We start from the raw sequence: 25,849 nt of genomic DNA on the forward strand, positions 1-25,849 counted from the left end.
CCCCACCTTCCTCTGGTCCATGTATCCTCGGGGGGTGAATTGGCCGCAGGCCAAGAGGGGGGCAGACAGCCCCCCTCCGGCGCGACGGGCCCCGCCCGGCGCAACCCCTGGCCCATAGACATCCGCCCGTCCGCCCGCGATGATCCCCCTCGGGAGGAGCCACATGAGCTGGGATTACATCATCGTCGGCGCCGGCAGCGCGGGTTGCGTGCTGGCGAAACGCCTGGGTGAGGCGGGCCACCGCGTCCTGCTGCTCGAGGCCGGGGGCAGGGACAATTACCACTGGGTGCACATCCCGATGGGATATCTCTACTGCATCGGCAATCCCCGCACCGACTGGATGTTCCGGACTGCGCCCGAGCCGGGGCTGAACGGCCGCAGCCTGCTCTATCCGCGCGGCCGGATCCTCGGCGGCTGCTCCTCGATCAACGGCATGCTCTACCTGCGCGGCCAGGCCGCGGATTACGACGGCTGGCGCCAGACGGGCCTGACCGGCTGGGGCTGGGACGACGTCCTGCCGTATTTCCTGAAATCCGAGGATTACGTCGACGGCCGGTCGGAGTTCCACGGCCAGGGCGGCGAATGGCGGGTCGAGAACCAGCGCCTGCACTGGCAGCTCCTCGACGACTGGATCGCGGCGGCCGAGGCGGCGGGCATCCCGCGCACCGAGGATTTCAACACCGGCGACAACGAGGGCGTGGGCTATTTCAGGGTCAACCAGCGGAACGGCTGGCGGATGAACACCGCCAAGGCCTTCCTGCGCACCGCCAGGGCGCCCGGTCTGAAGGTCGAGACCGAGGCCCACACCCGCCGCGTCATCCTGAGCGAGGGCCGCGCCACCGGCGTCGAATACCTTCGGGACGGCCGGGTCGTGACCGCCCATGCGGCGCGCGAGGTCATCCTCTCCGCCGGCGCCATCGGCTCTCCGCAGATCCTCCAGCTCTCGGGCCTCGGCCCGGCGGAGCTGCTCCGCGCACATGGCATCGAGGTGCTCCGCGACATGCCCGGCGTGGGGCGGAACCTGCAGGACCATCTCCAGCTTCGCCTGTCGTGGCGGCTGACCGGGGCGAAGACCCTCAACACCCTGGCCAATTCGCTCTGGGGCAAGGCGCTGATCGGCATGGACTACACCTTCCGCCGCCGGGGCCCGATGTCGATGGCGCCCTCGCAGCTCGGGGCCTTCACCCGCTCGCGCGAGGGGCTGGCGACGCCGGATCTGGAATACCACGTCCAGCCGCTCTCGCTCGACGCCTTCGGGCAGCCGCTCCATGCCTATCCGGCGATCACCGCCTCGGTCTGCAACCTGCGCCCCGAAAGCCGCGGCACGGTCGAGATCGCCTCGGCCGATCCGCTGGAGGCGCCGCGGATCGCGCCGAACTACCTCTCGACCGAAGGCGATCGCCGCACCGCCGTCGACGCGATCCGCCTGACCCGCCGGATCATGGCGCAGGCGCCGCTCGCAGCCTATGCGCCACAGGAGATGAAACCCGGTCCCGCACACGAGAGCGACGCGGAGCTCGCCAAGGCCGCCGCAGAGGTCGGCACCACGATCTTCCACCCGGTCTCGACCGTCCGCATGGGCGCGGATGACGCGGCGCCCCTCGATGCGCAGCTGCGGTTGCGCGGGGTCGGGGGCTTGCGCGTGGTGGACGCGAGTGTCATGCCCGCGATCACCAGCGGCAACACCAACGCTCCGACGATCATGATCGCGGAGAAGGCCGCAGACATGATCCTCAAGGAGAGCGCCTGACATGCCCCGTCTTGCCATCGCCCACTGGTCCGGCTCCGGCTCGGTCACCCTTGCCGCCCAGCTCATCGCCGACGGCAGCCGCGCCGAGGGGGTCGAGGCCGACCTCATCGACGTCTCGAAGATCGGTGACGCCGGCTGGGAAACGCTGGCGCAGGCCGATGCGATCATCTTCGGCACGCCGACCTACATGGGCGGCCCGGCGGCGGGGTTCAAAGCCTTCATGGACGCCACCGGCTCTGCGATCTTCGTCAAGCGCCAGTGGCTCGACAAGCTGGCGGGCGGCTTCACCAGCGGCGTGAACACCGGCGGCGACAAGCTGGCGACCCTGCACGCGCTGTCGATCTTCGCCGCCCAGCAGGGCATGGTCTGGATCGGTCAGGACGTCATCGGCGCCCCGGTGATCGAGGGCAACCGCGGCCTCAACGTCTCGGGCACCTTCCTGGGGCTGGCGGTGAATTCCGATGGCGAGGGCGGGCTGACCGAGGGCTGCGAAAGCTCCGCCCGGCATTACGGTGCGCGGATGGCCCGCGCCGCGAGGCGCTGGTCGCAAGACTGACGCCCGTTTCGGCGCCGCTCGCCGGGATGTGACCGGCGCGGCGGCCGCGGGCCGGATTGCGCGATGTCCCGACGGCTCAGCCGGTGTCTTCGCGGCTGGCCGAGACCTGGCGCGGGTCGATCTCGCGCCCGGTCCGGCGGTCGGTCAGCACCGGCTCGATCACCGCGCCGGTGTGGCGGTCGCGGAAGGTGAAATCGGGCACGTCCGCGCGCGGCTGGTGCGTCTCGCCCCAGCGGATCAGCGCGATGAGGACCGGGTAGAGGTCGCGGCCCTTGTCCGTCAGCCGGTATTCATGGCGCGGCGGCGCATCGCTGTACTGCCTCCGTTCCAGCACGCCCGCCGCCTCCAGCCCCTTCAACCGGTCCGACAGCACGTGGCGGGTGATCCCGAGGCTCTCATGCAGCTCTTCGAACCGCCTGAGGCCCCGGAAACAATCCCGCAGCACGAGCAGCGTCCAGCGGTCGCCGACCACGGAGAGGCCGCGCGCCACCGGGCAGGTCTCGTTCTGAAGCTCGTTCCACCGCATGGACGGAACCTAATGCGCCGAGTGGGTTCCGAAAAGGAATTTTCTTGCCTTGGGTTCCCTTTTGGAACTTACTGGACCCGAGACCCATCCCGAGGCCCCCATGACCCAGTCCCACACCAATGCGCGCCGCCTGAAGCGCGCCCACGCGATGCTGAACGGCCCGGTGACGGGCACGCTCGCGAAGCTTGCCGCGCCCAACGTGATCGGGATGCTCGCCACCGTCCTCGTCTCGGTCGCCGAGGGCACATGGGCGGCCCTGCTGGGGGTCGAGGCGCTGGCCACGGTCGCGCTGGTCTTTCCCTTCGTGATGCTGACCCAGACACTGGCCGGGGGCGCCTTCGGCGGCTCGACCTCGGCCGCCGTCGCCCGGGCGCTCGGCGCAGGGGACGAGACCCGCGCGGGCCGCATCGCGTTTCACGCCCTGATGATCGCGGTGATGGCCGGGGCGGTGCTCGCCGTCGTCTTCCTGAGCTTCGGAGCGGGCATCTTCACCGCGCTCGGCGGGCGGGGCGACATCCTCGACGATGCGCTGGCCTGGGGCGCGGTCTTCTTCCCCGGCGCGGTGCTGGTGTGGCTCTCGCAGATCTCGGCCTCGGTCATGCGGGGCACCGGGAACATGCTGCTGCCGTCGCTCTCGCTGGTGGCGATGTCGGTGATCTCGGCCACCTGCTCGGGCGCCTTCGCGCTCGGCTGGGGGCCGCTGCCCGCGCTCGGCGTGCCGGGGCTCGCCCTGGGCCTTCTCACCGGGCACGGGGTGGTGACGATCCTGATCCTGCTCTACTTCGCCGCCGGTGGCCTGGGCTTCCCGGTCTTCGCCGACCTGCGCCCGGCCCGCGCGCTCTTCGGGGCGATCCTGCGGGTCGCGATGGTCGCCGCGCTGTCGCCGGTCCAGACCATCCTGACCACCCTGGTCGTCACCGGCTTCGTCGCCCGCTTCGGGGCCGAGGCGCTGGCGGGCTACGGGCTGGGCGCGCGGCTCGAGTTCCTGATGATCCCGATCACCTTCGGCTTCGGCACCGCGGCGACCGCCATGGTCGGCACCAACATCGGGGCCGGCAACGTCCCCCGCGCCCGGACGGTCGCCTGGACCGCGGCCGGGATGGCCGCCGCGCTGGTGGCGGGCATCGGTTTTGCCGTCGCCATCATGCCCGACCTCTGGCTGGGCCTCTTCCTCGACGATCTTGCCGGGCCGGTCCATGCCTCGGCCGAGGGCTACCTGCGGATCGTCACGCCGTTCTACGGCTTCCTCGCCATCGGCCTGGCGCTCTATTTCGCGAGCCAGGGGGCGGGGCGTGTCTTCTGGCCGGTGATGGCGGCCTCTGCCCGGCTCGCGGTCGTCGTCGCAGGCGGGGTCGTCGTGATCGGCGCAGGGGGCACGCTGGGCGCGCTCTACGCGGTGATCGCGGTGGCGATGGTGGGATACGGGCTGCTGACGGCGCTGGCGGTGCTGAAAGGGGACTGGCGGCCCGACCTGCCCGCGGCGCGGCCAGCCGCACGCTGACCCCCGGAAACGACAAACCCCCGGGGCTGGGCCACGGGGGTCGTCTCGAACGTAACGTTCTGTTCCGAAGGAAAGCTCTCAGAGGAGACCTTCGCGTTGCGCCTTCTTGCGCGCCAGCTTGCGGGCGCGGCGGATCGCTTCGGCTTTCTCGCGCGCTTTCTTCTCGGAGGGTTTCTCGAAATGCTGCTTGAGCTTCATTTCCCGAAACACGCCTTCGCGCTGGAGCTTCTTCTTCAGGGCGCGGAGCGCCTGATCGACGTTGTTGTCGCGAACAGAGACCTGCATGTGGTTGTCACCACCTTCCTAGGTTAGAGTTGCAAGAGAATTTGCAGGAAGTGGCGTTCTACCAAGCAGCGCCCTATTTGTCCAGTGCAAGGACATCAGACCCGGAGGCCCCCATGACCGATGCCACCGCCACCCAGACCCCGGCGCCCGACCCCGCGGAGCGGCTGCTCGACGCCGCGCTGCCCCATGTGCCCTTCGACGGCTGGTCGGAGGCGACCTTCCAGGCCGCGCGCGCCGATGCCGGCATCGATGCCGGGCTCGCGCGGGCCCTCTATCCCCGCGGCGCGCTCGACATGGCGCTGGCCTATCACCGGCGAGGCGACGCGGAAATGCTGCGCAAGCTCGAACAGGCCGACCTCACCGCGCTTCGGTTCCGCGACCGGATCGCCCGGGCGGTCCGGTTCCGGCTGGAAGCGGCCGGGGACCGCGAATTCGTGCGCCGCGGCATGACGCTCTTCGCCCTGCCGCAGAACGCGGGCGAGGGCACGAAGGCGCTCTGGGGCACGGCGGACGCGATCTGGACCGCGCTCGGCGACAGTTCGGACGACGTGAACTGGTACACCAAGCGGATGACGCTGTCCGGGGTCTACGGTTCGACCGTGCTCTACTGGCTGGGCGACGACAGCCCGGGCCATGCCGCGACCTGGGACTTCCTCGACCGGCGAATCGATGGCGTGATGCAGATCGAGAAGGTGAAGGCCGATCTCAAGGCGAACCGGCTGACTGCCGCGCTGATGGCCGGTCCGATGGCCGTTCTGGGCACCATCCGGGCGCCGAAGCGGCGCGGCGGCATGCCGGGCCGGACGGGCTGAGACGGCGCAGGGCGGGGTGGCCTGCGGACGGGTTGCGAATCCGTGTCATGGCCCCTATATGGCCCCTTGAGAGGTTGGCGCGGGCAAGTGCCTCGCCAACCCGGTCAGGTCCGGAAGGAAGCAGCCGTAACGAGTCCCGCTTGGGTCGTTGTCCAGCCTCTCACCCCACCCATCCCCGATTGCCGCTGCCCCGGACCTCGCGTAATATCGCGCGGATGACCAGCGCGCGCCCCCCTCGCAGATGACCGCCCCGATGCCGAGCCTGCTGGACCTCGGGTGGTCCGCGCATTTCCTGTCCCAGCTGTCCCCCGAAGAGGCCGAGGCCCTGACCCCCGGACGCGTCGCCGAGATCCAGCGCGACCGGCTCTCCGTTCTGACAGGGACCGGCCCCCGCGGGCTGGTGCTGCCCTCCGAGATCGGCGCGGGCGACGTGGCCGTGGGCGACTGGCTGCTGATCGAGCCCGGGGCGGAGCGGGTCCTGCGCCTTCTCGACCGCCGGACCGAGCTGGCGCGGAAGGCGGCGGGGATCGAGACCCGGCCGCAGCTGATCGCGGCGAACGTGGACACGCTCTTCATCACGACCTCCTGCAACGACGATTTCTCGCTGCCCCGGCTGGAGCGGGCGCTTGCGCTCGCCTACGAGGCCGGCATCGAGCCGGTGATCCTGATCACCAAGTCCGACCTCGCGACCGATCCGGCGCCCTATCTCGCGGCGGCCCGCACGGCCGCGCGGGACGTGGAGGCCATCGCGCTCAACGCCAAGGCGCCCGAGGTGGTTCAGGCCCTCGCCCCGTGGTGCGGTGCGGGCCGGACGGTCGCGCTGATCGGCATGTCCGGCACCGGCAAGTCGACGCTGGCCAACGCGCTCTGCGGCACCGACCGGGCCACCGGCGGCGTCCGCGAGGACGATGCCCGCGGCCGCCACACCACCACGTCGCGGTCGCTGCACCGCACGCTGGCGGGCGGCTGGCTGATCGACACGCCCGGGATGCGCGAGATGGGGGTCTTCGATGCCGCCTCGGGCATCGACACGGTCTTTGCCGAGATCACCGAGCTGGCGGAGGCCTGCAAGTTCCGCGACTGCGCCCACGAGAGCGAGCCGGGCTGCGCCGTCCGTGCGGCCGTCGAGGCAGGCGAGCTCGATCCCGAACGCCTCGCCCGCTGGCGCAAGCTCAAGGCCGAGGACCGGCAGGCGAGCGAGACGCTGTCCGAGAGCCGCGCCCGCGGCAGGAAGATGACGCGCTTCCACAAGCGGGTGCAATCGGCCAGCCGACGGGCGAAGTTCGAGGATTAGGGGCGGGGGCCGCTCGCTGCCCGTTCAGAGACGCTCTGCCGCGAAGGTGTCGCAGGACTGCATCTCGCCGCTGTCGAAGCCGCGCTTGAACCATCCGGCGCGCTGTGCGCTCGTCCCGTGGGTGAAGCTCTCGGGATGCGGCACCTGTCCGGACCGGCGTTGCAGCGTGTCGTCGCCGATCTGCATCGCCGCGTTCAGCGCTTCGTCCAGATCGCCGGCCTCCAGCAGCCCCTCGACATGCGCGGCCCAGACGCCGGACAGGCAATCCGCCTGCAACTCCAGCCGCACCGTCAGGGCGTTGGCCTCGCGTTCGCTCATCGCCTGTCGGGCGCGGTTGACGTCGTCGAGGATGCCGATCTCGTTCTGGACGTGGTGTGCGACCTCATGCGCCACCACGTAGGCCTGCGCGAAATCGCCCCGCGCACCCAGCTGGCGGGCGAGCGTCGCGAAGAAGTCGAGGTCGAGATAGGCCTTCTCGTCGAGCGGGCAGTAGAACGGGCCGGTCGCGCCGGAGGCGCCGCCGCAGGGGCTCTGCGTCACTGCGGAGAAGAGCACCAGAACCGGCGGGTCATAGGCCATGCCCGCCTGCTGCTGCAGGACCTCGCCCCAGACGTCCTCGGTCGTGGCGAGGACGCGCAGGGTGAAATCGGCGGCCTGTTCCTCCTCGGGGGTGAGCTCGCTGTCCACGTAGGCCCCCGCGGTGCCGCCGTTGCCCGAGACATAGGGCGTCAGCTCGATGTCGGTGAAGAAGGCGATGGCCAGCACCAGAAGCAGGCCGCCGATGCCGATCCCGCCGGCCCCGCCGATCGGGATCCCGCGCATGCCCGAGCGCATGCCGCGCCGGTCTTCCACGTTGCTGCTGCGGCGCACGCCTCTCAATCTCATTGGCTGTCTCCCGGCCAGGGTCGCTGGATGATACAGCCTTAACCCGTGGAGGCCAGTGGCGTTCCCTGCGACGGACGGAGAGCCGTGTACGGCCCGGACAGGCCCGGGACCCGGCGGCCCGAGCCCGAGGCGGTGCGGTCGCAAGGGCGGCGAAACCTCGGCGCTACGAGCACATCCCCTTGATCCCCGCCGCGATCTCGGGTTTCGCGGCCAGCGTGTCGGCGCAGATCTCCCGCGCCGTCCCGATCAGCGCGTCGGGCTCCACGATCCGCTCGATCAGCCCGAAGGCCAGCGCTTCCTCGGCGGTGATCTTCTGCCCGCCCATCAGGATCAGGCGCGCCCGTGCCGGGCCGACCAGCGCCGCCAGCCGCCCGGGGTCCGAGGGCTGCGGCAGGAAGCCCAGCTTCATCACCGGGTAGAAGAACTTCGCCCCCGGCACCGCGATGCGGATGTCGCAGGCCAGCGCCATGCCCATGGCGCCGCCCGCCAACGTCCCGTTCAGCGCGCAGACCGACAGCCCCGGCAGCGCCGCGATGGCGGTGGAGAGCCGTTCCCAGAGCGGCGAGACGGCCAGCCCCGCCTTCGCCGCCTCGAGATCGGCCCCGGCCGAGAACACCTTGCCGGTGCCGGTCAGCACGACCGCGCGCGCCGCCTGCGCCGACTCGGCGGCCTCGGCCAGCGTCTCGAGCATCTCCGCGGTCAGCGAATTGGCCTTGTCGGGCCGGTCGAGCGTGATCGTCCAGAGACCTTCGGCCCCGCGATCGACCGCGATCATGCGATCAGTCCTGCCCTGCGGCGGACGGTCTCGTCCCGCAGTGCCAGCTCCTGGCCGAGGAATTCGTCGGCATCGGGCGAGCACATCCAGAGCAGCGTCTTCGCGGGCCATTCGGGGGGAATGTGATCCTCCCATTCCAGCCTGGAGACCGGGTTGATCCCCGAAGCCTTGATGTCGCGCTGCATCTGCGTCGCCACGGTGCCCGGCGAGAGGCCCATCACCCGCAGCCCGCGGTCCGCGCCTTCGAGATGCGCGGAGCGCGTCACCATCGCCGCCCCGGCCTTGGAGGCGCAATAGGCGCTCCAGGCCTCGAGCGGCGCATGGGCCGCGCCGGAGGAGACGTTGAGGATCGTCCCGCCGCCCGCGGCCAGCATCACCGGCATCGCCGCGCGCACGCCGTGGAAGACGCCCTTGAGGTTCACGTCGATGACGTGGCCCCAGCTGTCCGGGTCGGCGGTCTCGAGATGGTCGATCGGTTGCAGCACGCCCGCGTTGCCGATCAGCACGTCGAGCCGTCCGAAGGTCTCGACGGTGGACCGCACCGCCGTCTCGACCTCCCAGTAGCGCGAAATGTCGCAGGGAATGGCGAGCGCGGCTTCGCCGATCTCGCCTGCGATTTCCGCGATGCGTTCGCGGCCCCGGGCCAGCAGGACGACCCGCGCCCCGGCCTCGGCGAATATCCGCGCGGCGGCCTCTCCGATGCCCCGGCTCGCGCCGGTGATCATCACGACCTTGCCTGTCATGTCGGTCATAGCGTCCCGTCCCTTTCTGGCGCATGCTTTGCGCGAGTCGTAGTCCGGGACCCGGGGCGCGGTCCACCCCATTCGACTTGACCGCCCTTTCGCCAGACTTGAAGGTATGGGGGCTTTTCGAAAGGGAGTCAGTTCGATGACGAAACCGCACAATTGGAATGTGTTGCGCCGCACGTCCGCGGCCGCGACGCTTGCCGTCTTCGCCTCGCCGGGTCTCGCGCTGACGCCGGATGAACTCTGGACCCAGCTGGAGGATTACCTGACCGGCGCGGGCTACGAGGTGAGCGCGGATGAGCAGAGCTCGGGCGACACGCTCACGCTCAGCAACATCGTGCTGAAGATGGAGATGGACGAGGACGAGACCTCCTTCACCGTCACCATCCCCGAATACATCCTGACCGGGCAGGGCGACGGCACGGTGCTGTTCGACATGGCGCCCAGCCAGACCATCGACGTCCGTGTCGAGGCGCCCGACGAGGACCCGGTCGATCTGGAGCTCCTGCAGACGACCGAGAACTTCTCGCTGGTCGCGTCGGGCACCCCGGAGGACATCGACTACACCTTCGCCGCCGACAGCGCCGGGGTCTCGCTCGCGAACCTAGAGCGGGGCGGAGAGCCGGTCGATTTGGGCACCATCGAACTGACGTTGAACGGCCTGACGGGGACCGCGACGATCGCACAGGATGACGGCTACACGGTCGAACAGCGGCTGGATGCCGAGGGGCTGAGCTACAACGTCGACATCGCCAATCCCGAACCCGACAGCTCCGGCACCATCAAGATGAGCGGATCGCTCGAGGGCATCTCGTCCACCGGCGGCGGGCACGTGCCGGAGGGTGTCGACATCTCCGACATGGCCGCGGCGATGGAGGCGGGCTATTCCGCCAACGCCACGCTCAACTACTCGGGCGGCCAGACCGACCTGGCCTACAGCGACGCCGAGAGCTCCTTCGATTACCGCAGCTCCTCCGACGGCGGCAGCTTCGTCTTCACGATCGACGCGGCGCGGCTGGTCTACCAGATCCTCGCCTCGGGCGTGTCGATGAGCGCCTCCGGCTCGGAGATGCCCTTCCCGGTGGACGTCTCGGCGAACGAGCTTGGCCTGCAGCTTGCCATGCCGCTGTCCGAGACCGAGGAGCCGCAGGACTTCGGCCTCTCGCTGACGGTCAACGAACTGGCCCTGCCGGATCAGATCTGGGCGATGGCCGATCCGCAGAACGGGCTGCCGCATGACCCGCTGACGGTCGAGCTGGCGCTCAGCGGCACCGGGCGGCTCTTCGTCGACGTGACCGACGAGGCGGCGATGGAGCAGCTCGGCGAGACCGGCGGCACCCCCGGCGAGATCGAGACGCTCAAGCTCGACAAGCTGACGGTCCGGGGCCTCGGCGCCGAGATCGGCGCGACGGCGGACCTCGATGTCGACAACGAGGCGACCAGCCCCTTCGGGCAGGGGCCGAACGTCTTCGGCACCGCCAACATCCGCATGACCGGCGTCGTCGGGCTGCTCAACACGCTCAGCCAGATGGGGCTCGTCCCGCCGGCGCAGGCGATGATGGGCGCGGGCATGCTCTCGCAGCTCGGCAAGCCGGTGAACGGTCCGGACGACCTCGAGGCCGATATCGAGCTGTCCGAGCAGGGCGAGCTTTCGGTCAACGGCATGCCGATGCCGCTGCGCTGAGGGCGCCCTCCGAGACGATCCGGACGCCCGCGCCACCTGGCGCGGGCGTCTGCGTTCGGGTGCCCTCGCTTGCTCTCGGGGCCGTGGCGGGCTACGTGCAATGGACCCTGAACGGAGCACCAGCATGACCCGATCCAGCCCCGACCTAGACCAGATCGCCTCGGCCCTTCTCGACGCGGCGGCCTCTGCCGGAGCAGGGGCCGCGGACGCGGTGGTGCGCCGCGGCGCCTCGGTCTCGGTCGATGTGCGGGGGGGCGTCCTGGAACATGCCGAGCGGGCCGAAGGGGTCGAGATCGGCCTGAGGGTGCTCCTGGGCCAGCGGCAGGCCTGCGTCTCGGCCTCGGACATCCGGGCCGAGACGATGCAGGCGATGGCCGAACGCGCCGTCGCGATGGCCCGGGAAGCGCCGGAGGATCCCTATATCGGGCTCGCGGACGCGGTCCAGCTGGCCCGCGACATCCCGGATCTCGATCTCTTCGATCCCGCCCCGGAACCCGCGCCCGCGACGCTGGAAGAGGCGGCGCTGGCGGCCGAGGCGGCGGCGCTCGAGGTGTCCGGGGTCACGCAGGTGCAATCGGCCGCCGCGGGCTACGGGTCCAGCGAGATGGTGCTGGTCACCTCCAACGGCTTCCGCGGCGCGATGAAACGCAGCTCGACCTCCTGGTCCTGCACCGCGCAGGCCGGCGAGGGCGCCGGGATGGAGCGCGATTACGATCACGACGGCCGCATCTACGCCGCCGACCTGCGCAGCCCCGAGGACATCGGGCGCCGCGCGGGCGAGCGTGCGGTGGCGCGGCTCGGCGCGCGGCAGCCGAAGACCGGGGCCTACCCGGTGCTCTTCGACGAACGGATATCGGGCTCGATCATCGGCCATCTGCTGGGCGCCGTGAACGGGCAGGCGATCAGCCGCGGCGCCTCGTTCCTGCGCGGCGATCTCGGCAGGCAGATCCTGCCGAAGGGCCTGTCGGTCATCGAGGATCCGCACCGCCTGCGCACCGGAGGCTCGCGGCCCTTCGACGGCGAGGGGCTGGCCACCGCCCGGCGCGAGATCGTCGCGGACGGGGTGATGACCGGCTGGACGCTGGATCTCGCCTGTGCCCGCAAGCTCGGCATGACGCCGACCGGCAACGCCGCGCGCGGCCTCTCCGCGCCGCCCTCGCCGTCGAACTGGAACATCGCGCTGACGCAGGGCACGCAGAGCCGGGAGGACCTGATCCGCGACATGGGGACGGGGCTGCTGGTGACCTCGATGATCGGGTCCACGATCAATCCCAACACCGGGGATTATTCGCGCGGGGCGGCCGGTCTCTGGATCGAGAACGGAGAGATCGCCTATCCGGTGAACGAGATCACCATCGCGGGCAACCTGCGGGACATGTTCCTGTCGATGACGCCCGCCAACGACGCGCGTCCCTGGCTGAGCCACGTGGTGCCGTCGCTGCTGATCGAAGGCATGACGCTTGCCGGAAGCTGACCTGACGCTTCTGGAAGAGGCCGCGCGCGAGGCCGGCCGCATCGCGCTCGGCTTCGCGGGGCGCGATCCGCAGACATGGGACAAGCCCGACGGGCTGGGCCCGGTGACCGAGGCCGACCTTGCCGTGAACGCCATGCTGGAAGAGCGCCTGCGCGGCGCCCGGCCGGGATACGGCTGGCTGTCCGAGGAAAGCGTCGACGACCCGGAGCGGCTGGACCGCAGGCAGGTCTTCGTGATCGACCCGATCGACGGCACGCGCAGCTTCATCGCGGGCGGCGAAAGCTGGTCGCACGCGCTGGCGGTGGTCGAGGACGGGCTGGTCACGGCGGCGGTCGTCTACCTCCCGGTGAAGGGCAAGCTCTATGCCGCCGCGCGCGGGCAGGGGGCGCGGCTGAACGGCCGGCCGATCCGGGCCTCGGCGCGCGAGACGCTCTCGGGCGCGACGATGCTGGCGGCAAAGCCCACCTATGACGCGCGGCACTGGCCGGGCGGGGTGCCGCCGGTGACGCGGGCCTACCGTCCGTCGCTGGCCTATCGCCTCGCCCTGGTGGCCGAGGGGCGCTTCGATGCCATGCTGACGCTGCGGGACAGCTGGGAATGGGACATCGCGGCGGGGGAATTGCTGCTGCGCGAGGCGGGCGCCGCGGTCAGCGACCGGACGGGCGCGGCACTGCGGTTCAACAACCCGCATCCGCAGGTGAGCGGCGTGCTGGCCGCCGGCGCCCGGGTGCACGAGGGGCTCCTGTCCGGGCTCGGCGGGTCTGCCGGGCGGGGGTGAACCCGCCCGGACGATATCCGCGCCTCAGCGGCTGAACTTCTTGTGCTTGACCCGCTTCGGTTCCAGCGCATCGGGGCCGAGCCGGCGTTTCTTGTCCTCTTCGTAATCCTCGAAGTTGCCTTCGAACCACTCGACATGCGCCTCGCCCTCGAAGGCGAGCATGTGGGTGCAGATCCGGTCGAGGAAGAAGCGGTCGTGCGAGATGACCACGGCGCAGCCGGCGAAATCGACCAGGGCGTCTTCCAGCGCGCGGAGCGTTTCCACGTCGAGGTCGTTGGTCGGTTCGTCGAGCAGCAGCACGTTGCCGCCGTCCTTCAGCAGGCGCGCCATGTGGACGCGGTTGCGCTCACCGCCCGACAGCAGGTTCACCTTCTTCTGCTGGTCGCCGCCCTTGAAGTTGAACGCCCCGCAATAGGCGCGGGAGTTCACCTCGGCGTCGCCGATCGCGATGATGTCCTGCCCGTCCGAGATCGCTTCCCAGACGTTGTCGTTGGGGTTCAGGTCGTCGCGGGACTGGTCGACGTAGCTGAGCTTCACCGTGTCGCCGAATTCGACCGTGCCCTCGTCGGGTTTCTCCTGCCCGGTCAGCATCCGGAAGAGCGTCGTCTTGCCGGCGCCGTTCGGGCCGATCACGCCGACGATGGCGCCGGGCGGGATCGAGAAGGACAGGTTCTCGATCAGGAGCTTGTCGCCCATGGCCTTGCGCAGGTTCTCGACCTCGATGACCTTGCCGCCGAGGCGGGGGCCGTTCGGGATCACGATCTGCGCCTTGCCGACGCGCTCGCGCTCGGACTGGTCGGCGAGGTCGTTGTAGCGCGAGATACGGGCCTTCTGCTTGGCCTGCCGGGCCTTGGCGCCCTGCCGCATCCATTCGAGCTCGCGGGCCAGCGTCTTCTGCTTGGCCTTGTCCTCGCGGGCTTCCTGTTCAAGCCGCTTGGCCTTCTGTTCGACCCAGGCGGAATAGTTGCCCTCGTAGGGAATGCCGCGGCCGCGGTCCAGCTCGAGGATCCAGCCGGTGATGTCGTCAAGGAAATACCGGTCGTGGGTCACGCAGAGGATGGTGCCCTTGTAGTCGATCAGGTGCTGCTGGAGCCAGGCGATCGTCTCGGCATCCAGGTGGTTCGTCGGTTCGTCGAGCAGCAGCATGTCCGGCGCCTCGAGCAGCAGCTTGCAGAGCGCGACCCGGCGCTTCTCACCGCCCGAGAGCGTCGTCACGTCGGCATCGTCCGGCGGGCAGCGGAGCGCCTCCATCGAGATGTCGACGCGGCTGTCGAGATCCCAGAGGTTCTGGCTGTCGATCTCGTCCTGGAGCTGGGCCATCTCCTCGGCGGTCTCGTCCGAGTAGTTCATCGCCAGTTCGTTGAACCGGTTCAGCTTGGCCTGTTTCTCGGCCACGCCCAGCATGACGTTGCCCCGCACGTCGAGGCTGGGGTCGAGCTCGGGCTCCTGCGGGAGGTAGCCGACCTTGGCGCCCTCGGCGTGCCAGGCCTCGCCCTGGAAGTCCTTGTCCCAGCCGGCCATGATCTTGAGCAGGGTGGATTTACCGGCGCCGTTCACGCCGACCACGCCGATCTTCACGCCGGGCAGGAAGTTGAGATGGATGTTCTCGAAGCACTTCTTGCCACCCGGGTAGGTCTTGGAGACGCCGGACATGTGGTAGACGTATTGATAGGCGGCCATGGAATCCTCCTTGTTCAGTTGCGCGCTAGATAAGGGCCACGGCGGTCGGTAGCAATCCGACATTCCCGCTTTCCTCGGGAACCGCCTGTGCAGCGGAGTGTTACGAGATGATGGACGCCACTAGCCAGCAACAGACCAGCGAAAGCGGGAACGAGGAGACGACGGAATTGGCCGAACGGTCGGGTCTCAGCCGGGTTGAATACCTGCTCTCCGGAATATTCATTCTCCTTCTCTTCTGGTCGATCTCGCTGGCCGAGGTGGTGATCATGCCCATCGTGCTGGGCTTCCTGATCGCGCTCACCCTGTCCCCGGTGGTGCGCAGCCTCGGCCGCATGGGCGTGCCCGCGCCGGTTTCGGCCATCGTGCTGGTCTTCGCGTTCGGCCTGTTCGCGGGAACATCCGTCTACTTCCTCAGCGGCCCCGCAGGCGATCTGATGGACGAGGTGCCCCGCATCCGCTTCGAGCTGCGCGAGAAGATGGACAGCGTGAAGGACCATATCGAGAAGGTGCAGCAGGCCTCGGAAGACATGCAGAACTTCGCCAGCGGCGGGGACGAGGGCGCGGCGGACGGACAGCAGCGGGTCGTGGTCAACGACGATCCCGGGATCCTGACGCGGGCGCTGTCCTCGCTGGCGGGGCTGGGATCCTCGCTGCTCATCGCCCTGATCCTGTCGATGTTCCTGCTGGCAGCCGGCGACATGTACCAGCGCAAGATGGTCGAGGCGCTGCCGACGCTGACCGACAAGAAGCGCGCGCTCCGGATCTCGAACGACATCGAACGCCAGATCTCGCGCTATCTGGGTGCGATCACCGTGATCAACGCGAGCCTCGGGCTCGCCGTCGGCAGCGTGCTCTACCTGCTCGGGATGCCCTATGCCTATCTCTGGGGCGCGGCGGCCTTCCTGTTGAACTATCTGCCCTATATCGGCGCGCTGACGGGGGTGATCCTCTGCGCGGCCGTCTCGCTCGTCACCTTCGACACGCTGGGCGACGCGCTGATCCCGCCGCTCGCCTATCTCGGGCTGACCACGCTCGAGGGGCAGATGCTGACGCCGATGCTCGTCGGGCGCCACCTCAAGCTTAACGCGGCGGTGGTGTTCATCGCCGTGGTGTTCTGGGCCTGGATCTGGGGCGTGGCAGGCGCGCTGATGGCGGTGCCGTTCCTCGTCTTCCTGAAGGTGGTCTGCGACAACGTGCCTTCGCTCGAGGTGTTCGGCTCCTTCCTGTCCGGGCGCGACGATCCGATGGCCGTGACGGGCCCATCCGAGGGCAATGGCTGAGCCTGCCCGCGGCCGGATGCAGGATGCCCCGCCGGTGATCCCGACCGATCGGGCCCGCCGGCGGCGGCTTCTGCAATCGTGGTATCGGAACGCCCCCCTTTTCCTTCCCGTACGGCATCGGCTAGATCGCTGACATGCGTAGCGGATTTCCCCATGCCCGCGCCGGACAGGTGGTGGGTCTTCTCGGCGGATCGTTCGATCCGGCCCATGACGGTCACGCGATGATCACCCGCGAGGCGCTGAAGCGTTTCGCGCTGGACGAGATCTGGTGGCTGGTGAGCCCCGGCAACCCGCTCAAGGCGAACGGCCCCGCCCCGATGGAGCAACGGCTGGCGCGGGCGCGCGACATCATCCATCATCCGAATGTGAAGGTCACCGATATCGAAGCCCGGATCGGTACGCGCTATACCGCACGGACACTGCGGGCGCTCCGGCGCCTTTACCCGGGTGTGAGGTTCGTGTGGCTTATGGGGGCCGACAACCTCGCGCAGCTGGACAGGTGGCAGGAGTGGCGATGGATCATGGAGAACATTCCCGTGGGTGTTCTGGCCCGGCCGGGGCAGAGGATCTCGGCCCGGATGTCCAAGGCGGCCCGGGTCTACGATTTCGCCCGGATGCCCGCCCGGATGGCAGGCCGGCTCGGGCGAAGCGACGCGCCGAGCTGGTGTTTCGTGAATGTGCCGATGGTCGCACTATCCTCCACGGAATTGCGACGTAAAGGGAAGTGGTGAGCATGGCGGAGACGACGGGGACCCGTGTAACGAGGCGCGCATTGCTGGGAGGCGCACTGGCCGCGCTGGCCGGTTCCGCACTGGCAGAGGGCCCGGTCGATTCCCTGCGGCCGCGGGCCCGTCCGTCGAACCTGGGCAAGAGCACCGCCCCCTCCGCCGAGTCGCTGGTCGAGAAGGCGCGGCTGACCGGACGCGTGGGCTATGTCGTCGCCGATGCCGAAAGCGGCCTGACGCTCGAAGGGCAGGACACGCGTGTCGCGCTGCCCCCCGCGAGCGTCTGCAAGGCGCTGACCTCGGTCTACGCGCTCGAGGTCCTGGGGGCCGACCATCGCTTCGAAACCACCCTGCTGGCCACCGGGCCGATCCTGGACGGCCGGCTCGACGGTGACCTCGTGCTCTTCGGGTCCGGCGATCCGACGCTCGACACCGACGGGCTGGGCACGCTGGCCACCAGGCTGAAGGAGGCCGGGGTGACCGAGGTCGCGGGCCGGTTCCTCGTCTACGGGGGCGCGCTGCCCTTCGTGCCGACGATCGACGTCGAACAGCCCGATCACGTGGCCTACAGCCCGGCGGTCTCGGGACTGAACCTGAACTTCAACCGCGTGCATTTCGAATGGAAGCGCGAGAGCGGGAAGTGGGACGTCACCATGGACGCCCGCACCGGCAAGTACCGCCCCGACGTGACGGTTGCCAGCATGCAGGTCGCCGACCGCGCGGGACCCGTCTATACCTACGAGGACCGCGACGACCGCGACCGCTGGACGGTGGCGGACGGCGCGCTCGGCAAGGGCGGGTCGCGGTGGCTGCCGATCTTCAAGCCCGAGCTCTACGCGGGCGAGGTGTTCGGCATCCTCGCGCGGGCGCATGGCATCGTGCTGAAGGAGGCCGAGCTGGCCGAGCTGCCGCCCGAGGGCGAGGTGCTCGCCAGTTTCGAGAGCGGGCCGCTGGTCGAGATCCTCGAGGACATGCTCTATCATTCGACCAACATCACCGCCGAATGCGTCGGCATGAGCGCCAGCCGAAAGCTGAACCCGGGCACCGCCAGCCTGGTCGAATCCGCTGCCACGATGAGCGGCTGGCTCTCGGACAAGTTCCGCACCGACGGCGTGGCCGTGGTGGATCATTCGGGCCTTGGCGGCGACAGCCGGGTGATGGCCGACGCGATGATGCGCGTTCTGGCGGACCCGATCTCGCAGAAGCGGCTCAGGCCGATCCTGAAGTCCATCACGATGCGCGACAAGCAGCGCCGGCCGCTGCCGAACAGCCCGACGAAGGTGGTCGCCAAGACCGGGACGCTGAACTTCGTGAGCGGGCTCGCGGGCTACATCACCGGCCCGGGCGGCAAGGAGCTCGTCTTCGCGATCTTCTGTGCCGACGTGCCCCGGCGCGAGGCGCTCGGCGATCACGAACGGGAACGGCCGCCGGGGATGATGGCCTGGAACGGCCGGGCGAAGATCCTGCAGCAGGACCTCATCGACCGCTGGTCGGAAACCTATCGCTGACGCCTCAGAAGTGCCGGATCTGGAATTCGGCCGGGATCTGCACCGCGTGGCGCGGCGCCGGGCTTTCGGTGAGCGTGCCGAGGATGGGCAGGACGCAGAGCGCCAGGGTCGCGAGGATCAGGAAATGCATGCGGGTCATGGGAGCACCGGAAAATGGATGCTCCCACTCTGCGCCGCGCCGGACATTGCGGCAATTCGGGTTTTCCCGACCTTGCAGAAATCCGCCCGCCGTGGCCTGAAAGCGCCGGTTTCTGCCTATTCGGTAAGATGCCGGGCCCGGGCGCCGCGTTCGATGGCCGCCGCGACGAGCCGTTCAAGCTCCAGCTCGTAGCGCACTTCCTCGAGGAACCGCAGCTCGGCCTCGCGCAGCACGCCGTCCGCCGCGGCGACGTCGCAGCAGAGCGCGTAGGCCGTTTCGAACAGCCGCGCCGGCAGGCTTTCCCGGATCAGGCCGAAGAGCGCGTCGAGCCCGTCCTCTTCCGAGAAGAGGTCGATGACCATCTGGCTCACCGTCTGGATGCGGTCGGTGTCGTAATGCCCGAAGATCGGCAGGGTGTTCACCGCGTCCTCGATCTTGACCAGCTCCATCGTGCGGACGTTCTCGTCCGACAGGGAGACCGCGATCATCAGAGCGACGAGGCAGTCCTGGGCCGTCAGGCTGTGGGTTTCGGTCTCGGTCATGGGGATCCTCGTCACATGTGTTGCAGCGCAGAATATTGACCCGGCGCGAGGCGGGCAATAGGTAGCGCCCCTGTCCCCGGTGAGTCCCGGGCCCTCCAGGAGTTTGAGCCATGACCAATATGCGTGACGCCGCGATGAATTCGAAGGCCTGGCCTTTCGAAGAGGCCCGCGCCCTGCTCAAACGTTACGAGAAGGCCCCACCCGAGAAGGGCTACGTGCTGTTCGAGACGGGCTACGGCCCGAGCGGATTGCCGCATATCGGCACCTTCGGCGAAGTGCTGCGGACGACGATGATCCGCCGCGCCTTCGAGGTGATCTCGGACATCCCGACCCGGCTGATCTGCTTCTCGGACGACATGGACGGGATGCGGAAGGTGCCGGGCAACGTGCCGAACCAGGAGCGGCTGGCGGAGGATCTGCAACGCCCGCTGACGAGCGTCTACGACCCGTTCGAGGAATTCGAGAGCTTCGGGCACCACAACAACGCGATGCTGCGCCGCTTCCTCGACACCTTCGGGTTCGAGTACGAATTCTATTCGGCGACCGAATTCTACAAGTCGGGCCAGTTCGACGAGGTGCTCAAGCGCGCGGTCGAACGCTACGACGACATCATGAAGGTCATGCTGAAATCGCTCCGCGAAGAGCGCCAGCAGACCTATTCCTGCTTCCTGCCGATCCACCCGGAGACCGGGCGCGTGCTTTACGTGCCGATGAAGAAGGTCGATGCGGAAACCTACACGATCACCTTCGACGATCCGGACGGCCGCGAATGGACGCTGCCGGTGACGGGCGGCAACGTGAAGCTCCAGTGGAAGCCCGACTTCGGTGCCCGCTGGGCCGCGCTCGACGTCGATTTCGAGATGTACGGCAAGGATCACAGCACCAACACGCCGATCTACGACCGGATCTGCGAGATCCTCGGCGGCCGGAAGCCGAACCATTTCACCTACGAGCTTTTCCTCGACGACAAGGGCGAGAAGATCTCGAAATCGAAGGGCAACGGTCTGTCGATCGACGAATGGCTGTCCTACGCCTCGACCGAGAGCCTGTCCTACTTCATGTACCAGAAGCCCAAGACGGCGAAGCGGATGCATTTCGACGTGATCCCGCGGGCGATGGACGAATACCACCAGCAGCTCCGCGCCTACCCGGACCAGACCGACGAACAGAAGGTTGCGAACCCGGTCTTCCACATCCACGGCCACAACGTGCCCGCCTCGGACATGGTCGTGTCGTTCTCCATGCTGCTGAACCTCGCCTCGGTTGCGTCGGCCGAGGACAAGGAGACGCTCTGGGGCTTCATTCGCCGCTACGCGCCGGAGGCCACGCCCGAGACCCATCCGGGGCTGGATGCCGCGGCGGGATACGCCGTCCGCTACTTCAACGATTTCGTGAAGCCGGAGAAGGTCTATCGCCTGCCGACCGACCTCGAACGGCAGGCGCTGGTCGAGCTGCGCGATGCGCTGAAGGACTGGGGCGGGCCGATGGATGCCGAAGAGCTGCAGGGGCTGGTCTTCGCGGTCGGACGCGAGAAGTTCGATCCGCTGCGCGACTGGTTCAAGGCGCTCTACGAGGTGCTCCTCGGCGCCAGCCAGGGTCCGCGGTTCGGCGGCTTCATCGCGCTCTACGGCGTGCAGGAGACGGTCCAGCTGATCGACAGGGCGCTCGACGGCGACTTCGCCTGACCTCGCAGGGGGCTGCGCCGCGGCCCCCGGACCCGCCGTGCCAGTGTGCTTCCGTGGGGTCATGGGGGTCGTAATTCGCACCAAAGGGTTGAGTTGATTGACAATCATCTCAACGACAGGTTGGTTGCCGGAGTCGGGCGCTCAAACGCCCGTTCGAGCGAAAGGACCAGCCTTGACGACCGGATACGAACCGCTCGACATCCCGAAGCCGATCGCCGACGACATCTGGATCGTCGACGGTCCGGCCATCAAGTTCTACGGGATGCCCTTTTCGACCCGCATGACGGTGGTGCGCCTGTCGGACGGGGGGCTCTGGCTGCATTCCCCGATCCGCCTGACAGATGCGCTGAAGGAGCGGATCACGGCCCTGGGGCCGGTACGCGAGCTGATCGCGCCGAGCGTCATCCACTACGCCTATCTGACGGAGTGGAAACGCGCCTTTCCCGAGGCGACGGCCTGGATCGCGCCGGGCGTGGAGGCGCGGGCGCGGAAGCACCACATCCCGCTGGAATTCGACCGGCACCTTGCAGGCGCCGTGCCCGGCTGGTCGAAGGATTTCGACTGGCTGATCGTGCGCGGCAGCAAGGTCGTGCAGGAGTCGGTGTTCCACCACCGCGCCAGCCGGACCCTGATCCTGACGGACCTGATGGAGAATTTCGAGCGCAGCAAGAAACCGTGGTGGATGTGGCCGATGATCCGCATGGCGGGTATCGGCGCGCCGCGGGGCGGGATGCCGCGGGACATGCGCATGACCTTCGCCGGCAACGAGGATCTGCTGCGCGAGGACGTCCTGCGGATGATCCTGTGGAACCCGAAGCGTGTCATCCTGGCCCACGGCAAGTGGTTCGAGGCGGACGGCGCGATCGAGATGAAACGCTCGTTCCGGTGGCTGCTCGAGGAGTGACGCCCCCGGGCGGCGCTCAGCGTCCCTTGCGCCAGAGCCGGTACCAGCCGGTCCAGCGGGCGGCCAGTGCCTGCCCGGGTTCGCCGAAGAGACGGTCGGACAGGGGGAAGGCCTCGGCCATGATCTCGGCCTGCCGCCGCTCGGCGAGGCCGGTGAAGGTCGCGCGGGCGGACATGTCGTTGGGACGCTCCAGCGCCCGGCATTCGGCCGAGAGCAGCGACAGGTCGCGATGCTCGCCCAGCAGATCCTCGAGCCGTTTGCTCTGCGCCAGCCGCACCTCCATCACCTCGGGCCAGACGGGGGCGAGGATCTGCGCGTGGTAGCGGTGGTATTTCGCCCGCTTGCGCCATTCATGCAGCCGGTCCTCGGTCAGCTTCCTGCGGGCCCGCGCGGTGGCCTTTCCGGCCCGGTCGTAGGTCTTCACGAGACCCGCCGCGATCGCCTCCGCGTCCCGCTCCTTCAGCGACCACTTGTCGATCCGGCCCCGGACCGTCGCGATCTGGTCTCCGAAGGCCTCGAGCGCGTCGAAGGTGGCCGGGTCGCCCGCGATCTCCTTGTGCTGAAGCGTCAGCGCCCCCCGGAACGAGGCGAAGGGCTGGCGGGGCTGGTCGGGATAACGGTCCAGCAGCGCGTCGTAGGCCTCCAGCAGCGTGCCGCGGTCGCGCAGCGGCGACAGCAGCCGCGCGGCATCGCGCAGCGCCCGGTTCTCGGTCGAATAGGCGGGCAGGGCGGGGCGGATCAGGCGCAGCAGGCCGCGGGTCTTCTTCACCTTCTTCCGCGCGGTGTGGATCGTCTCGGCCAGAGTCTCGCCGGTCTCCGTCGTGACCGCCTCGAGCGCGGCGTCGAGCTGGCTGCGCGCGATGCGGCGCATCTCTTTCGTCAGCGACTTCTCGGGCGATTTCAGTCGATAGGCCATGTGGTTCGGTCTTTCCCTTCCGCGGAAATGAAACCATGCGCCGGCGGGGCCCGTATCTCAAGGCACAAACCGGAGGTGACCCATGCGACGTTTCCTGACGGCACTGGCGATCTGGCTGGCCGCGGCCATCCCGGCGGCCGCCCAGCAGACCGAGATCGAGACGGTGATCGCCGACCAGTTCGAACGCTTCCGCGCCGACGATTTCGCGGCCGCCTTCGAACATGCCAGCCCGACCATCCGCGGCCTCTTCGGCACGCCCGAGAATTTCGGCGCCATGGTCCGGAACGGTTATCCGATGGTCCACCGGCCGAAGTCCTTCCGCTTCCTCGACCTCGGCGAGGGGCGGCGTGGCCTGCGCCAGATCGTCGAGGTCGAGGACATCGCCGGCCGCCGCCACCTGCTGGCCTACGAGATGATCGAGACCGAAAACGGCTGGAAGATCAACGGCGTGCAGCTTCTGCCGCCGCCCGACGTGGCGGCCTGAAGCGTTGCGCCGGGACGGGCCGGCGCGCGGTGGCGGCAGGGCGCGTTAAGCCGGCTCTGCTAGCTCCCTCTTCCTGACGGGTCCGGGCGCGGACCGCTTGGGAAAGGGACAGCGATGAACAAGGCGATCACCGACGGGATTCTCTTCATGCCCCCCGCCTTCGCGGCGGGGCTCGGCGATTGGTCGAAGGGCGACGGCACCGCGGGGTCCGACACCTATGACGGCGACGTCGCCGCCGCGCTGGTGTCGGCGGATGCGGATTTCGGCGGCTGCCTCGAACTGCTGAAGGGCAGCGCGACCCAGAAGCTGCGCTACATGGGCGAGACGCCGATCCTGCCGGGCTGCTACCTGCGGGTCACCGCCCGGGTGAAGGCGGTCAGCGGCAACCTGCCTTCGGTCCGGATCGCGGGCTGGGCGGGCGATGGCGCGGACAGCCACGTGACCGGGCTGGTCGAGGCCGGGCCCGCCGTGCCGCTCACGCAATACGGCGAGGTGGTCGAAGTGTCGGCCATCGTCGGCACCGGCAACCGGCAGGGGGTGGACATGGTCTGGGGCACCGCCCCGGTCTACGGCCATTTCGGGCTGGACCTCACCGGCCCGAACGGCGGGGTGGTGCGGATCGACGACCTGGTCATCGAGGACGTGACCGAGCTCTTCCTGCGCAAGATGATGCCTTGGGTCGACGTGCGCGATTTCGGGGCCCTCGGCGACGGCGTCACCGACGACCTGCCCGCCTTCGAGGCGGCGGATGCCGCGGCGGAGGGCCGGCTCGTCATGGTGTCGGAGGGGACTTATTTCCTCGGCGGGTCGCTGACGCTCGACAGCCGGGTGCAGTTCGAGGGCACGGTGGTGATGGCGGCGGGCTCGATCCTGTCGCTGACCCGCAACTTCGACCTGCCCAGCTACATCGACGCCTTCGGCGACGAGGAGCTGGCCTTCCGCAAGGCGTTCCAGTCGCTCCTCAACGACAGCCAGCACGAGAGCCTCGACATGTGCGGCCGCCGGGTCATCGTCACCGGGCCGATCGACATGGCGGCAGCGGTGGCCAACAAGACCACGTTCTCGACCCGGCGTCACATCCGGAACGGCCAGTTCGACGCGGCGGAGACCAGCGCGTGGGACACCGACACCGTGACCAGCCAGGCCAGCTATTCGCCCGCCTCGGCGCTGAAGCTGACCAACGTGGTGAACGTGGCCAACGTGCAGGTCGGATCGCTCGTCACCGGCAACGGCGTCGGGCGCGAGGTCTACGTCCGCGACCGCAACGTCGGCGCGCAGGAGATCACCCTCTCGGCGCCGCTCCACGACGCGGCGGGGACCCAGACCTATACCTTCCGTCGTTTCAAATACATGCTGGATTTCAGCGGCTTCGACGATTTCGACAAGTTCTCAATGTCGGATATCGAGTTCCGCCTCTCGGGGCGCTGTTCGGGGATCCTGCTGCCGCCCTCGGGGCTGATCTTCCACGTGCGCGACTGCGTCATCAACAAGCCGAAGGACCGCGGCATCACCAGCCACGGGGAGGGCTGTCAGGGCATGCTGATCGACCGCTGCCAGTTCCTCAGCGACGAGGGCGGGGTGAAGAGCGCCGACCGCGTCTCGATCGCGCTCAATGCCAATGCCAACGACGTGAAGCTCCGCGACAACCGGATCGTGCAGTTCCGGCATTTCGCGGTGCTGGCCGGCACCGGCACGATCATCACCGGCAACCACTGGTTCCAGGGCGATGACGAGAACAACGCGGTGCGCACCCCGGGCCTCGTGCTGACGCACCCGAACACGCGGGCGACGATCAACGGCAATTATGTGGACAACTGCTTCATCGAATGGGGCAACGAACACGACGCGGCGCCCGGCTTCTCGTCGGAATTCTCGTTCTCCGGGCTCTCGGTCACGGACAACGTCTTCCTGTGTTCGGATGTCGCGCCATGGTTCACCTTCCTCGTGGTGAAGCCCTACGGCGCCGGGCACTTCCTGAACGGCCTGGCGGTGACCGGCAACATCTTCCGCGTGATCCACGGCGAGATCGACCGGGTCGAGAGCGTCGACACCTCCTTCGCCGATCTCGATTACGACCGCTGCAAGAACGTGACCTTCTCGGACAACATGTTCAACTCGGTCACGGTGGGCGTGGTGAACCCGGTGCTGATCCGTCACGACCAGGCGAGCGTCTCGGACACCTGGACCGTCGATTGCGCGCCGAAGCTGCCCTTCGGGGGCTGGGCGCAGACGGTCGAGGGGGTCGTCGCCAACGGCAGGATCGAGCGGTCCGGCGGCACCGGGCACTGGGGCCTGCCCTACGTGAAGCTGCGGGAGGGCGCGAACCGGGACCAGGTGACGCTCAACTGGGAGGTGCCGGTTTCGGGCACCGTCTCGGTCATCGTGCGGATGGACGACGCGCTCTGATCAGGCGGCCAGATCCGCGGGCGTCAGGCGGTAGGCGCGGGCGAAGCCGCCGTTGAGATGGGCGGCGGTCACCTCGAAGGTGACGTGGAAGAAATCCTGGAAGCCCGAGTAGAGCTTCGCCTTCGGGCGCAGCGCAAGGTAGCGTGCGGCGAGCTCGGTATGCCCGGGCTCGCCCTGCCGCGTGGCATGCGCCCGGCACATCAGCGTCAGGCGCGGATGGGTCAGCGGATCGCCGCGCGGGCCCGGCTCTCCGACCAGCAGCGAGCAGGCGTCGTTCCGCTTCAGCGCCTGCGCATGGGCGGAGAGGTCGGAGATCAGCGTCAGCGGCGCGCCCGACGAGGTGGTGGCGATGGCGATGCGCGTGACCATCGGACCGCCCGTCTCCGGGTCGATGACGCCGAGCGCGGCGAAGGTGGCGTCGCGCAGGAGCGTGCGGGCGAGGGCGCGCGCCTCGGCGTCGGTTTCGCGGATGGGATCGGTCACGGTCATGCGGCGGAGCCTAGTGCGGACCCGC

Annotated in this window: 25 protein-coding genes and 1 other RNA gene; 16 read left to right on the plus strand and 10 right to left on the minus strand. The window is 68.8% G+C overall.

The features are described from left to right. The first annotated feature begins 163 nt into the window (after positions 1–163). A complete protein-coding gene (locus Q344_RS0118315) occupies positions 164–1,750 on the plus strand; it encodes a GMC family oxidoreductase (RefSeq protein ID WP_028288050.1) in 1,587 nt (528 codons plus the stop codon). 1 nt (position 1,751) lies between these two features. Further along, positions 1,752–2,306 (plus strand): flavodoxin family protein, encoded by a 555-nt coding sequence (locus Q344_RS0118320; protein WP_028288051.1) that lies wholly within the window; start codon positions 1,752–1,754, stop codon positions 2,304–2,306. A gap of 76 nt (positions 2,307–2,382) precedes the next feature. On the opposite strand, the gene Q344_RS0118325 is transcribed toward Q344_RS0118320, so the two are convergent. Continuing rightward, complete coding sequence (locus Q344_RS0118325; protein WP_028288052.1) at positions 2,383–2,832, minus strand: winged helix-turn-helix transcriptional regulator; 450 nt, start codon at positions 2,830–2,832, stop codon at positions 2,383–2,385. Positions 2,833–2,932: 100 nt separating this feature from the next. Between Q344_RS0118325 and Q344_RS24400 the strand changes: the two genes are divergently transcribed. Further along, on the plus strand, positions 2,933–4,333 hold the full coding sequence (locus Q344_RS24400; protein ID WP_051630831.1) for an MATE family efflux transporter: 1,401 nt from the start codon (positions 2,933–2,935) through the stop codon (positions 4,331–4,333). Positions 4,334–4,411: 78 nt separating this feature from the next. Here the strand turns inward: Q344_RS24400 and rpsU are convergent, their stop codons facing one another. Then, a complete protein-coding gene (gene rpsU / locus Q344_RS0118335; RefSeq protein WP_005614280.1) occupies positions 4,412–4,618 on the minus strand; it encodes a 30S ribosomal protein S21 in 207 nt (68 codons plus the stop codon). 113 nt (positions 4,619–4,731) lie between these two features. On the opposite strand from rpsU, the gene Q344_RS0118340 reads away from it, so the two are divergent. The 3 genes from Q344_RS0118340 (at position 4,732) to rsgA (ending at position 6,724) form a co-directional block, all read left to right on the plus strand. Next, positions 4,732–5,430 carry a COQ9 family protein gene (locus Q344_RS0118340; RefSeq protein WP_028288053.1) on the plus strand — a complete coding sequence of 233 codons (699 nt, stop codon included), beginning with the start codon at positions 4,732–4,734 and terminating at the stop codon, positions 5,428–5,430. A gap of 68 nt (positions 5,431–5,498) precedes the next feature. Continuing rightward, positions 5,499–5,595, plus strand: an RNA gene (ffs, locus tag Q344_RS25365) — signal recognition particle sRNA small type. A gap of 88 nt (positions 5,596–5,683) precedes the next feature. Continuing rightward, positions 5,684–6,724 (plus strand): ribosome small subunit-dependent GTPase A, encoded by a 1,041-nt coding sequence (gene rsgA, locus Q344_RS0118345; RefSeq protein ID WP_156954749.1) that lies wholly within the window; start codon positions 5,684–5,686, stop codon positions 6,722–6,724. 24 nt (positions 6,725–6,748) lie between these two features. Here the strand turns inward: rsgA and ypfJ are convergent, their stop codons facing one another. The 3 genes from ypfJ to Q344_RS0118360 all read right to left on the minus strand — a co-directional run bounded on the left by ypfJ (position 6,749) and on the right by Q344_RS0118360 (position 9,136). Continuing rightward, complete coding sequence (gene ypfJ / locus Q344_RS0118350; RefSeq protein ID WP_028288055.1) at positions 6,749–7,609, minus strand: KPN_02809 family neutral zinc metallopeptidase; 861 nt, start codon at positions 7,607–7,609, stop codon at positions 6,749–6,751. 163 nt (positions 7,610–7,772) lie between these two features. Continuing rightward, positions 7,773–8,384, minus strand: coding sequence for an enoyl-CoA hydratase/isomerase family protein (locus Q344_RS0118355; RefSeq protein ID WP_028288056.1), 612 nt, complete (start codon positions 8,382–8,384; stop codon positions 7,773–7,775). Then, complete coding sequence (locus Q344_RS0118360) at positions 8,381–9,136, minus strand: SDR family oxidoreductase (protein ID WP_028288057.1); 756 nt, start codon at positions 9,134–9,136, stop codon at positions 8,381–8,383. The genes Q344_RS0118355 and Q344_RS0118360 overlap by 4 nt, the downstream gene beginning before the upstream one ends. 136 nt (positions 9,137–9,272) lie before the next feature. Between Q344_RS0118360 and Q344_RS0118365 the strand changes: the two genes are divergently transcribed. The 3 genes from Q344_RS0118365 (at position 9,273) to Q344_RS0118375 (ending at position 13,066) form a co-directional block, all read left to right on the plus strand. Next, entirely contained in the window at positions 9,273–10,814 is a 1,542-nt protein-coding gene (locus Q344_RS0118365) for a hypothetical protein (RefSeq protein ID WP_028288058.1), read from the plus strand. Positions 10,815–10,938: 124 nt separating this feature from the next. Next, positions 10,939–12,288 (plus strand): TldD/PmbA family protein, encoded by a 1,350-nt coding sequence (locus Q344_RS0118370; protein WP_028288059.1) that lies wholly within the window; start codon positions 10,939–10,941, stop codon positions 12,286–12,288. Continuing rightward, positions 12,275–13,066: a 3'(2'),5'-bisphosphate nucleotidase CysQ gene (locus tag Q344_RS0118375; RefSeq protein WP_028288060.1), complete on the plus strand. Its 792-nt coding sequence runs from the start codon at positions 12,275–12,277 to the stop codon at positions 13,064–13,066. Before Q344_RS0118370 ends, Q344_RS0118375 begins: the two co-directional genes overlap by 14 nt. 24 nt (positions 13,067–13,090) lie before the next feature. Here Q344_RS0118375 and ettA read toward each other — a convergent pair whose 3' ends face one another. Next, on the minus strand, positions 13,091–14,746 hold the full coding sequence (gene ettA / locus Q344_RS0118380) for an energy-dependent translational throttle protein EttA (RefSeq protein WP_028288061.1): 1,656 nt from the start codon (positions 14,744–14,746) through the stop codon (positions 13,091–13,093). A 107-nt stretch (positions 14,747–14,853) separates the two neighbouring features. Here ettA and Q344_RS24405 point away from each other — a divergent pair, with 107 nt between their 5' ends. The 3 genes from Q344_RS24405 to dacB all read left to right on the plus strand — a co-directional run bounded on the left by Q344_RS24405 (position 14,854) and on the right by dacB (position 18,259). Continuing rightward, positions 14,854–16,026 carry an AI-2E family transporter gene (locus Q344_RS24405; protein ID WP_229669165.1) on the plus strand — a complete coding sequence of 391 codons (1,173 nt, stop codon included), beginning with the start codon at positions 14,854–14,856 and terminating at the stop codon, positions 16,024–16,026. A 134-nt stretch (positions 16,027–16,160) separates the two neighbouring features. Then, on the plus strand, positions 16,161–16,757 hold the full coding sequence (locus Q344_RS0118390) for a nicotinate-nucleotide adenylyltransferase (RefSeq protein WP_028288062.1): 597 nt from the start codon (positions 16,161–16,163) through the stop codon (positions 16,755–16,757). Between the two features lie 41 nt (positions 16,758–16,798). Beyond that, a complete protein-coding gene (dacB, locus tag Q344_RS0118395; RefSeq protein ID WP_308423345.1) occupies positions 16,799–18,259 on the plus strand; it encodes a D-alanyl-D-alanine carboxypeptidase/D-alanyl-D-alanine endopeptidase in 1,461 nt (486 codons plus the stop codon). A 4-nt stretch (positions 18,260–18,263) separates the two neighbouring features. Here dacB and Q344_RS26725 read toward each other — a convergent pair whose 3' ends face one another. Beyond that, entirely contained in the window at positions 18,264–18,398 is a 135-nt protein-coding gene (locus tag Q344_RS26725) for a hypothetical protein (RefSeq protein ID WP_268238626.1), read from the minus strand. Positions 18,399–18,514: 116 nt separating this feature from the next. Then, complete coding sequence (locus tag Q344_RS0118405; protein WP_028288064.1) at positions 18,515–18,940, minus strand: tellurite resistance TerB family protein; 426 nt, start codon at positions 18,938–18,940, stop codon at positions 18,515–18,517. 110 nt (positions 18,941–19,050) lie between these two features. Between Q344_RS0118405 and Q344_RS0118410 the strand changes: the two genes are divergently transcribed. Both Q344_RS0118410 and Q344_RS0118415 read left to right on the plus strand, forming a co-directional pair. Further along, positions 19,051–20,625, plus strand: a complete 1,575-nt coding sequence (locus tag Q344_RS0118410; protein WP_028288065.1) for a lysine--tRNA ligase — start codon at positions 19,051–19,053, stop codon at positions 20,623–20,625. A 172-nt stretch (positions 20,626–20,797) separates the two neighbouring features. Beyond that, a complete protein-coding gene (locus tag Q344_RS0118415) occupies positions 20,798–21,529 on the plus strand; it encodes a DUF4336 domain-containing protein (protein ID WP_028288066.1) in 732 nt (243 codons plus the stop codon). Between the two features lie 16 nt (positions 21,530–21,545). On the opposite strand, the gene Q344_RS0118420 is transcribed toward Q344_RS0118415, so the two are convergent. Continuing rightward, the gene (locus tag Q344_RS0118420) at positions 21,546–22,445 is read right to left on the minus strand and encodes a CHAD domain-containing protein (protein ID WP_028288067.1); all 900 of its coding nucleotides are present in this window, start codon (positions 22,443–22,445) and stop codon (positions 21,546–21,548) included. An 82-nt stretch (positions 22,446–22,527) separates the two neighbouring features. Here Q344_RS0118420 and Q344_RS0118425 point away from each other — a divergent pair, with 82 nt between their 5' ends. Beyond that, positions 22,528–22,929, plus strand: coding sequence for a DUF4864 domain-containing protein (locus tag Q344_RS0118425; protein WP_028288068.1), 402 nt, complete (start codon positions 22,528–22,530; stop codon positions 22,927–22,929). A 114-nt stretch (positions 22,930–23,043) separates the two neighbouring features. Continuing rightward, a complete protein-coding gene (locus Q344_RS0118430; RefSeq protein ID WP_028288069.1) occupies positions 23,044–25,335 on the plus strand; it encodes a glycosyl hydrolase family 28-related protein in 2,292 nt (763 codons plus the stop codon). Here Q344_RS0118430 and Q344_RS0118435 read toward each other — a convergent pair whose 3' ends face one another. Further along, positions 25,336–25,824, minus strand: a complete 489-nt coding sequence (locus Q344_RS0118435) for a HugZ family pyridoxamine 5'-phosphate oxidase (protein ID WP_036539932.1) — start codon at positions 25,822–25,824, stop codon at positions 25,336–25,338. Positions 25,825–25,849 lie beyond the last annotated feature (25 nt).

Source organism: Pseudooceanicola nanhaiensis DSM 18065, assembly GCF_000688295.1.
Taxonomy (GTDB): domain Bacteria; phylum Pseudomonadota; class Alphaproteobacteria; order Rhodobacterales; family Rhodobacteraceae; genus Pseudooceanicola; species Pseudooceanicola nanhaiensis.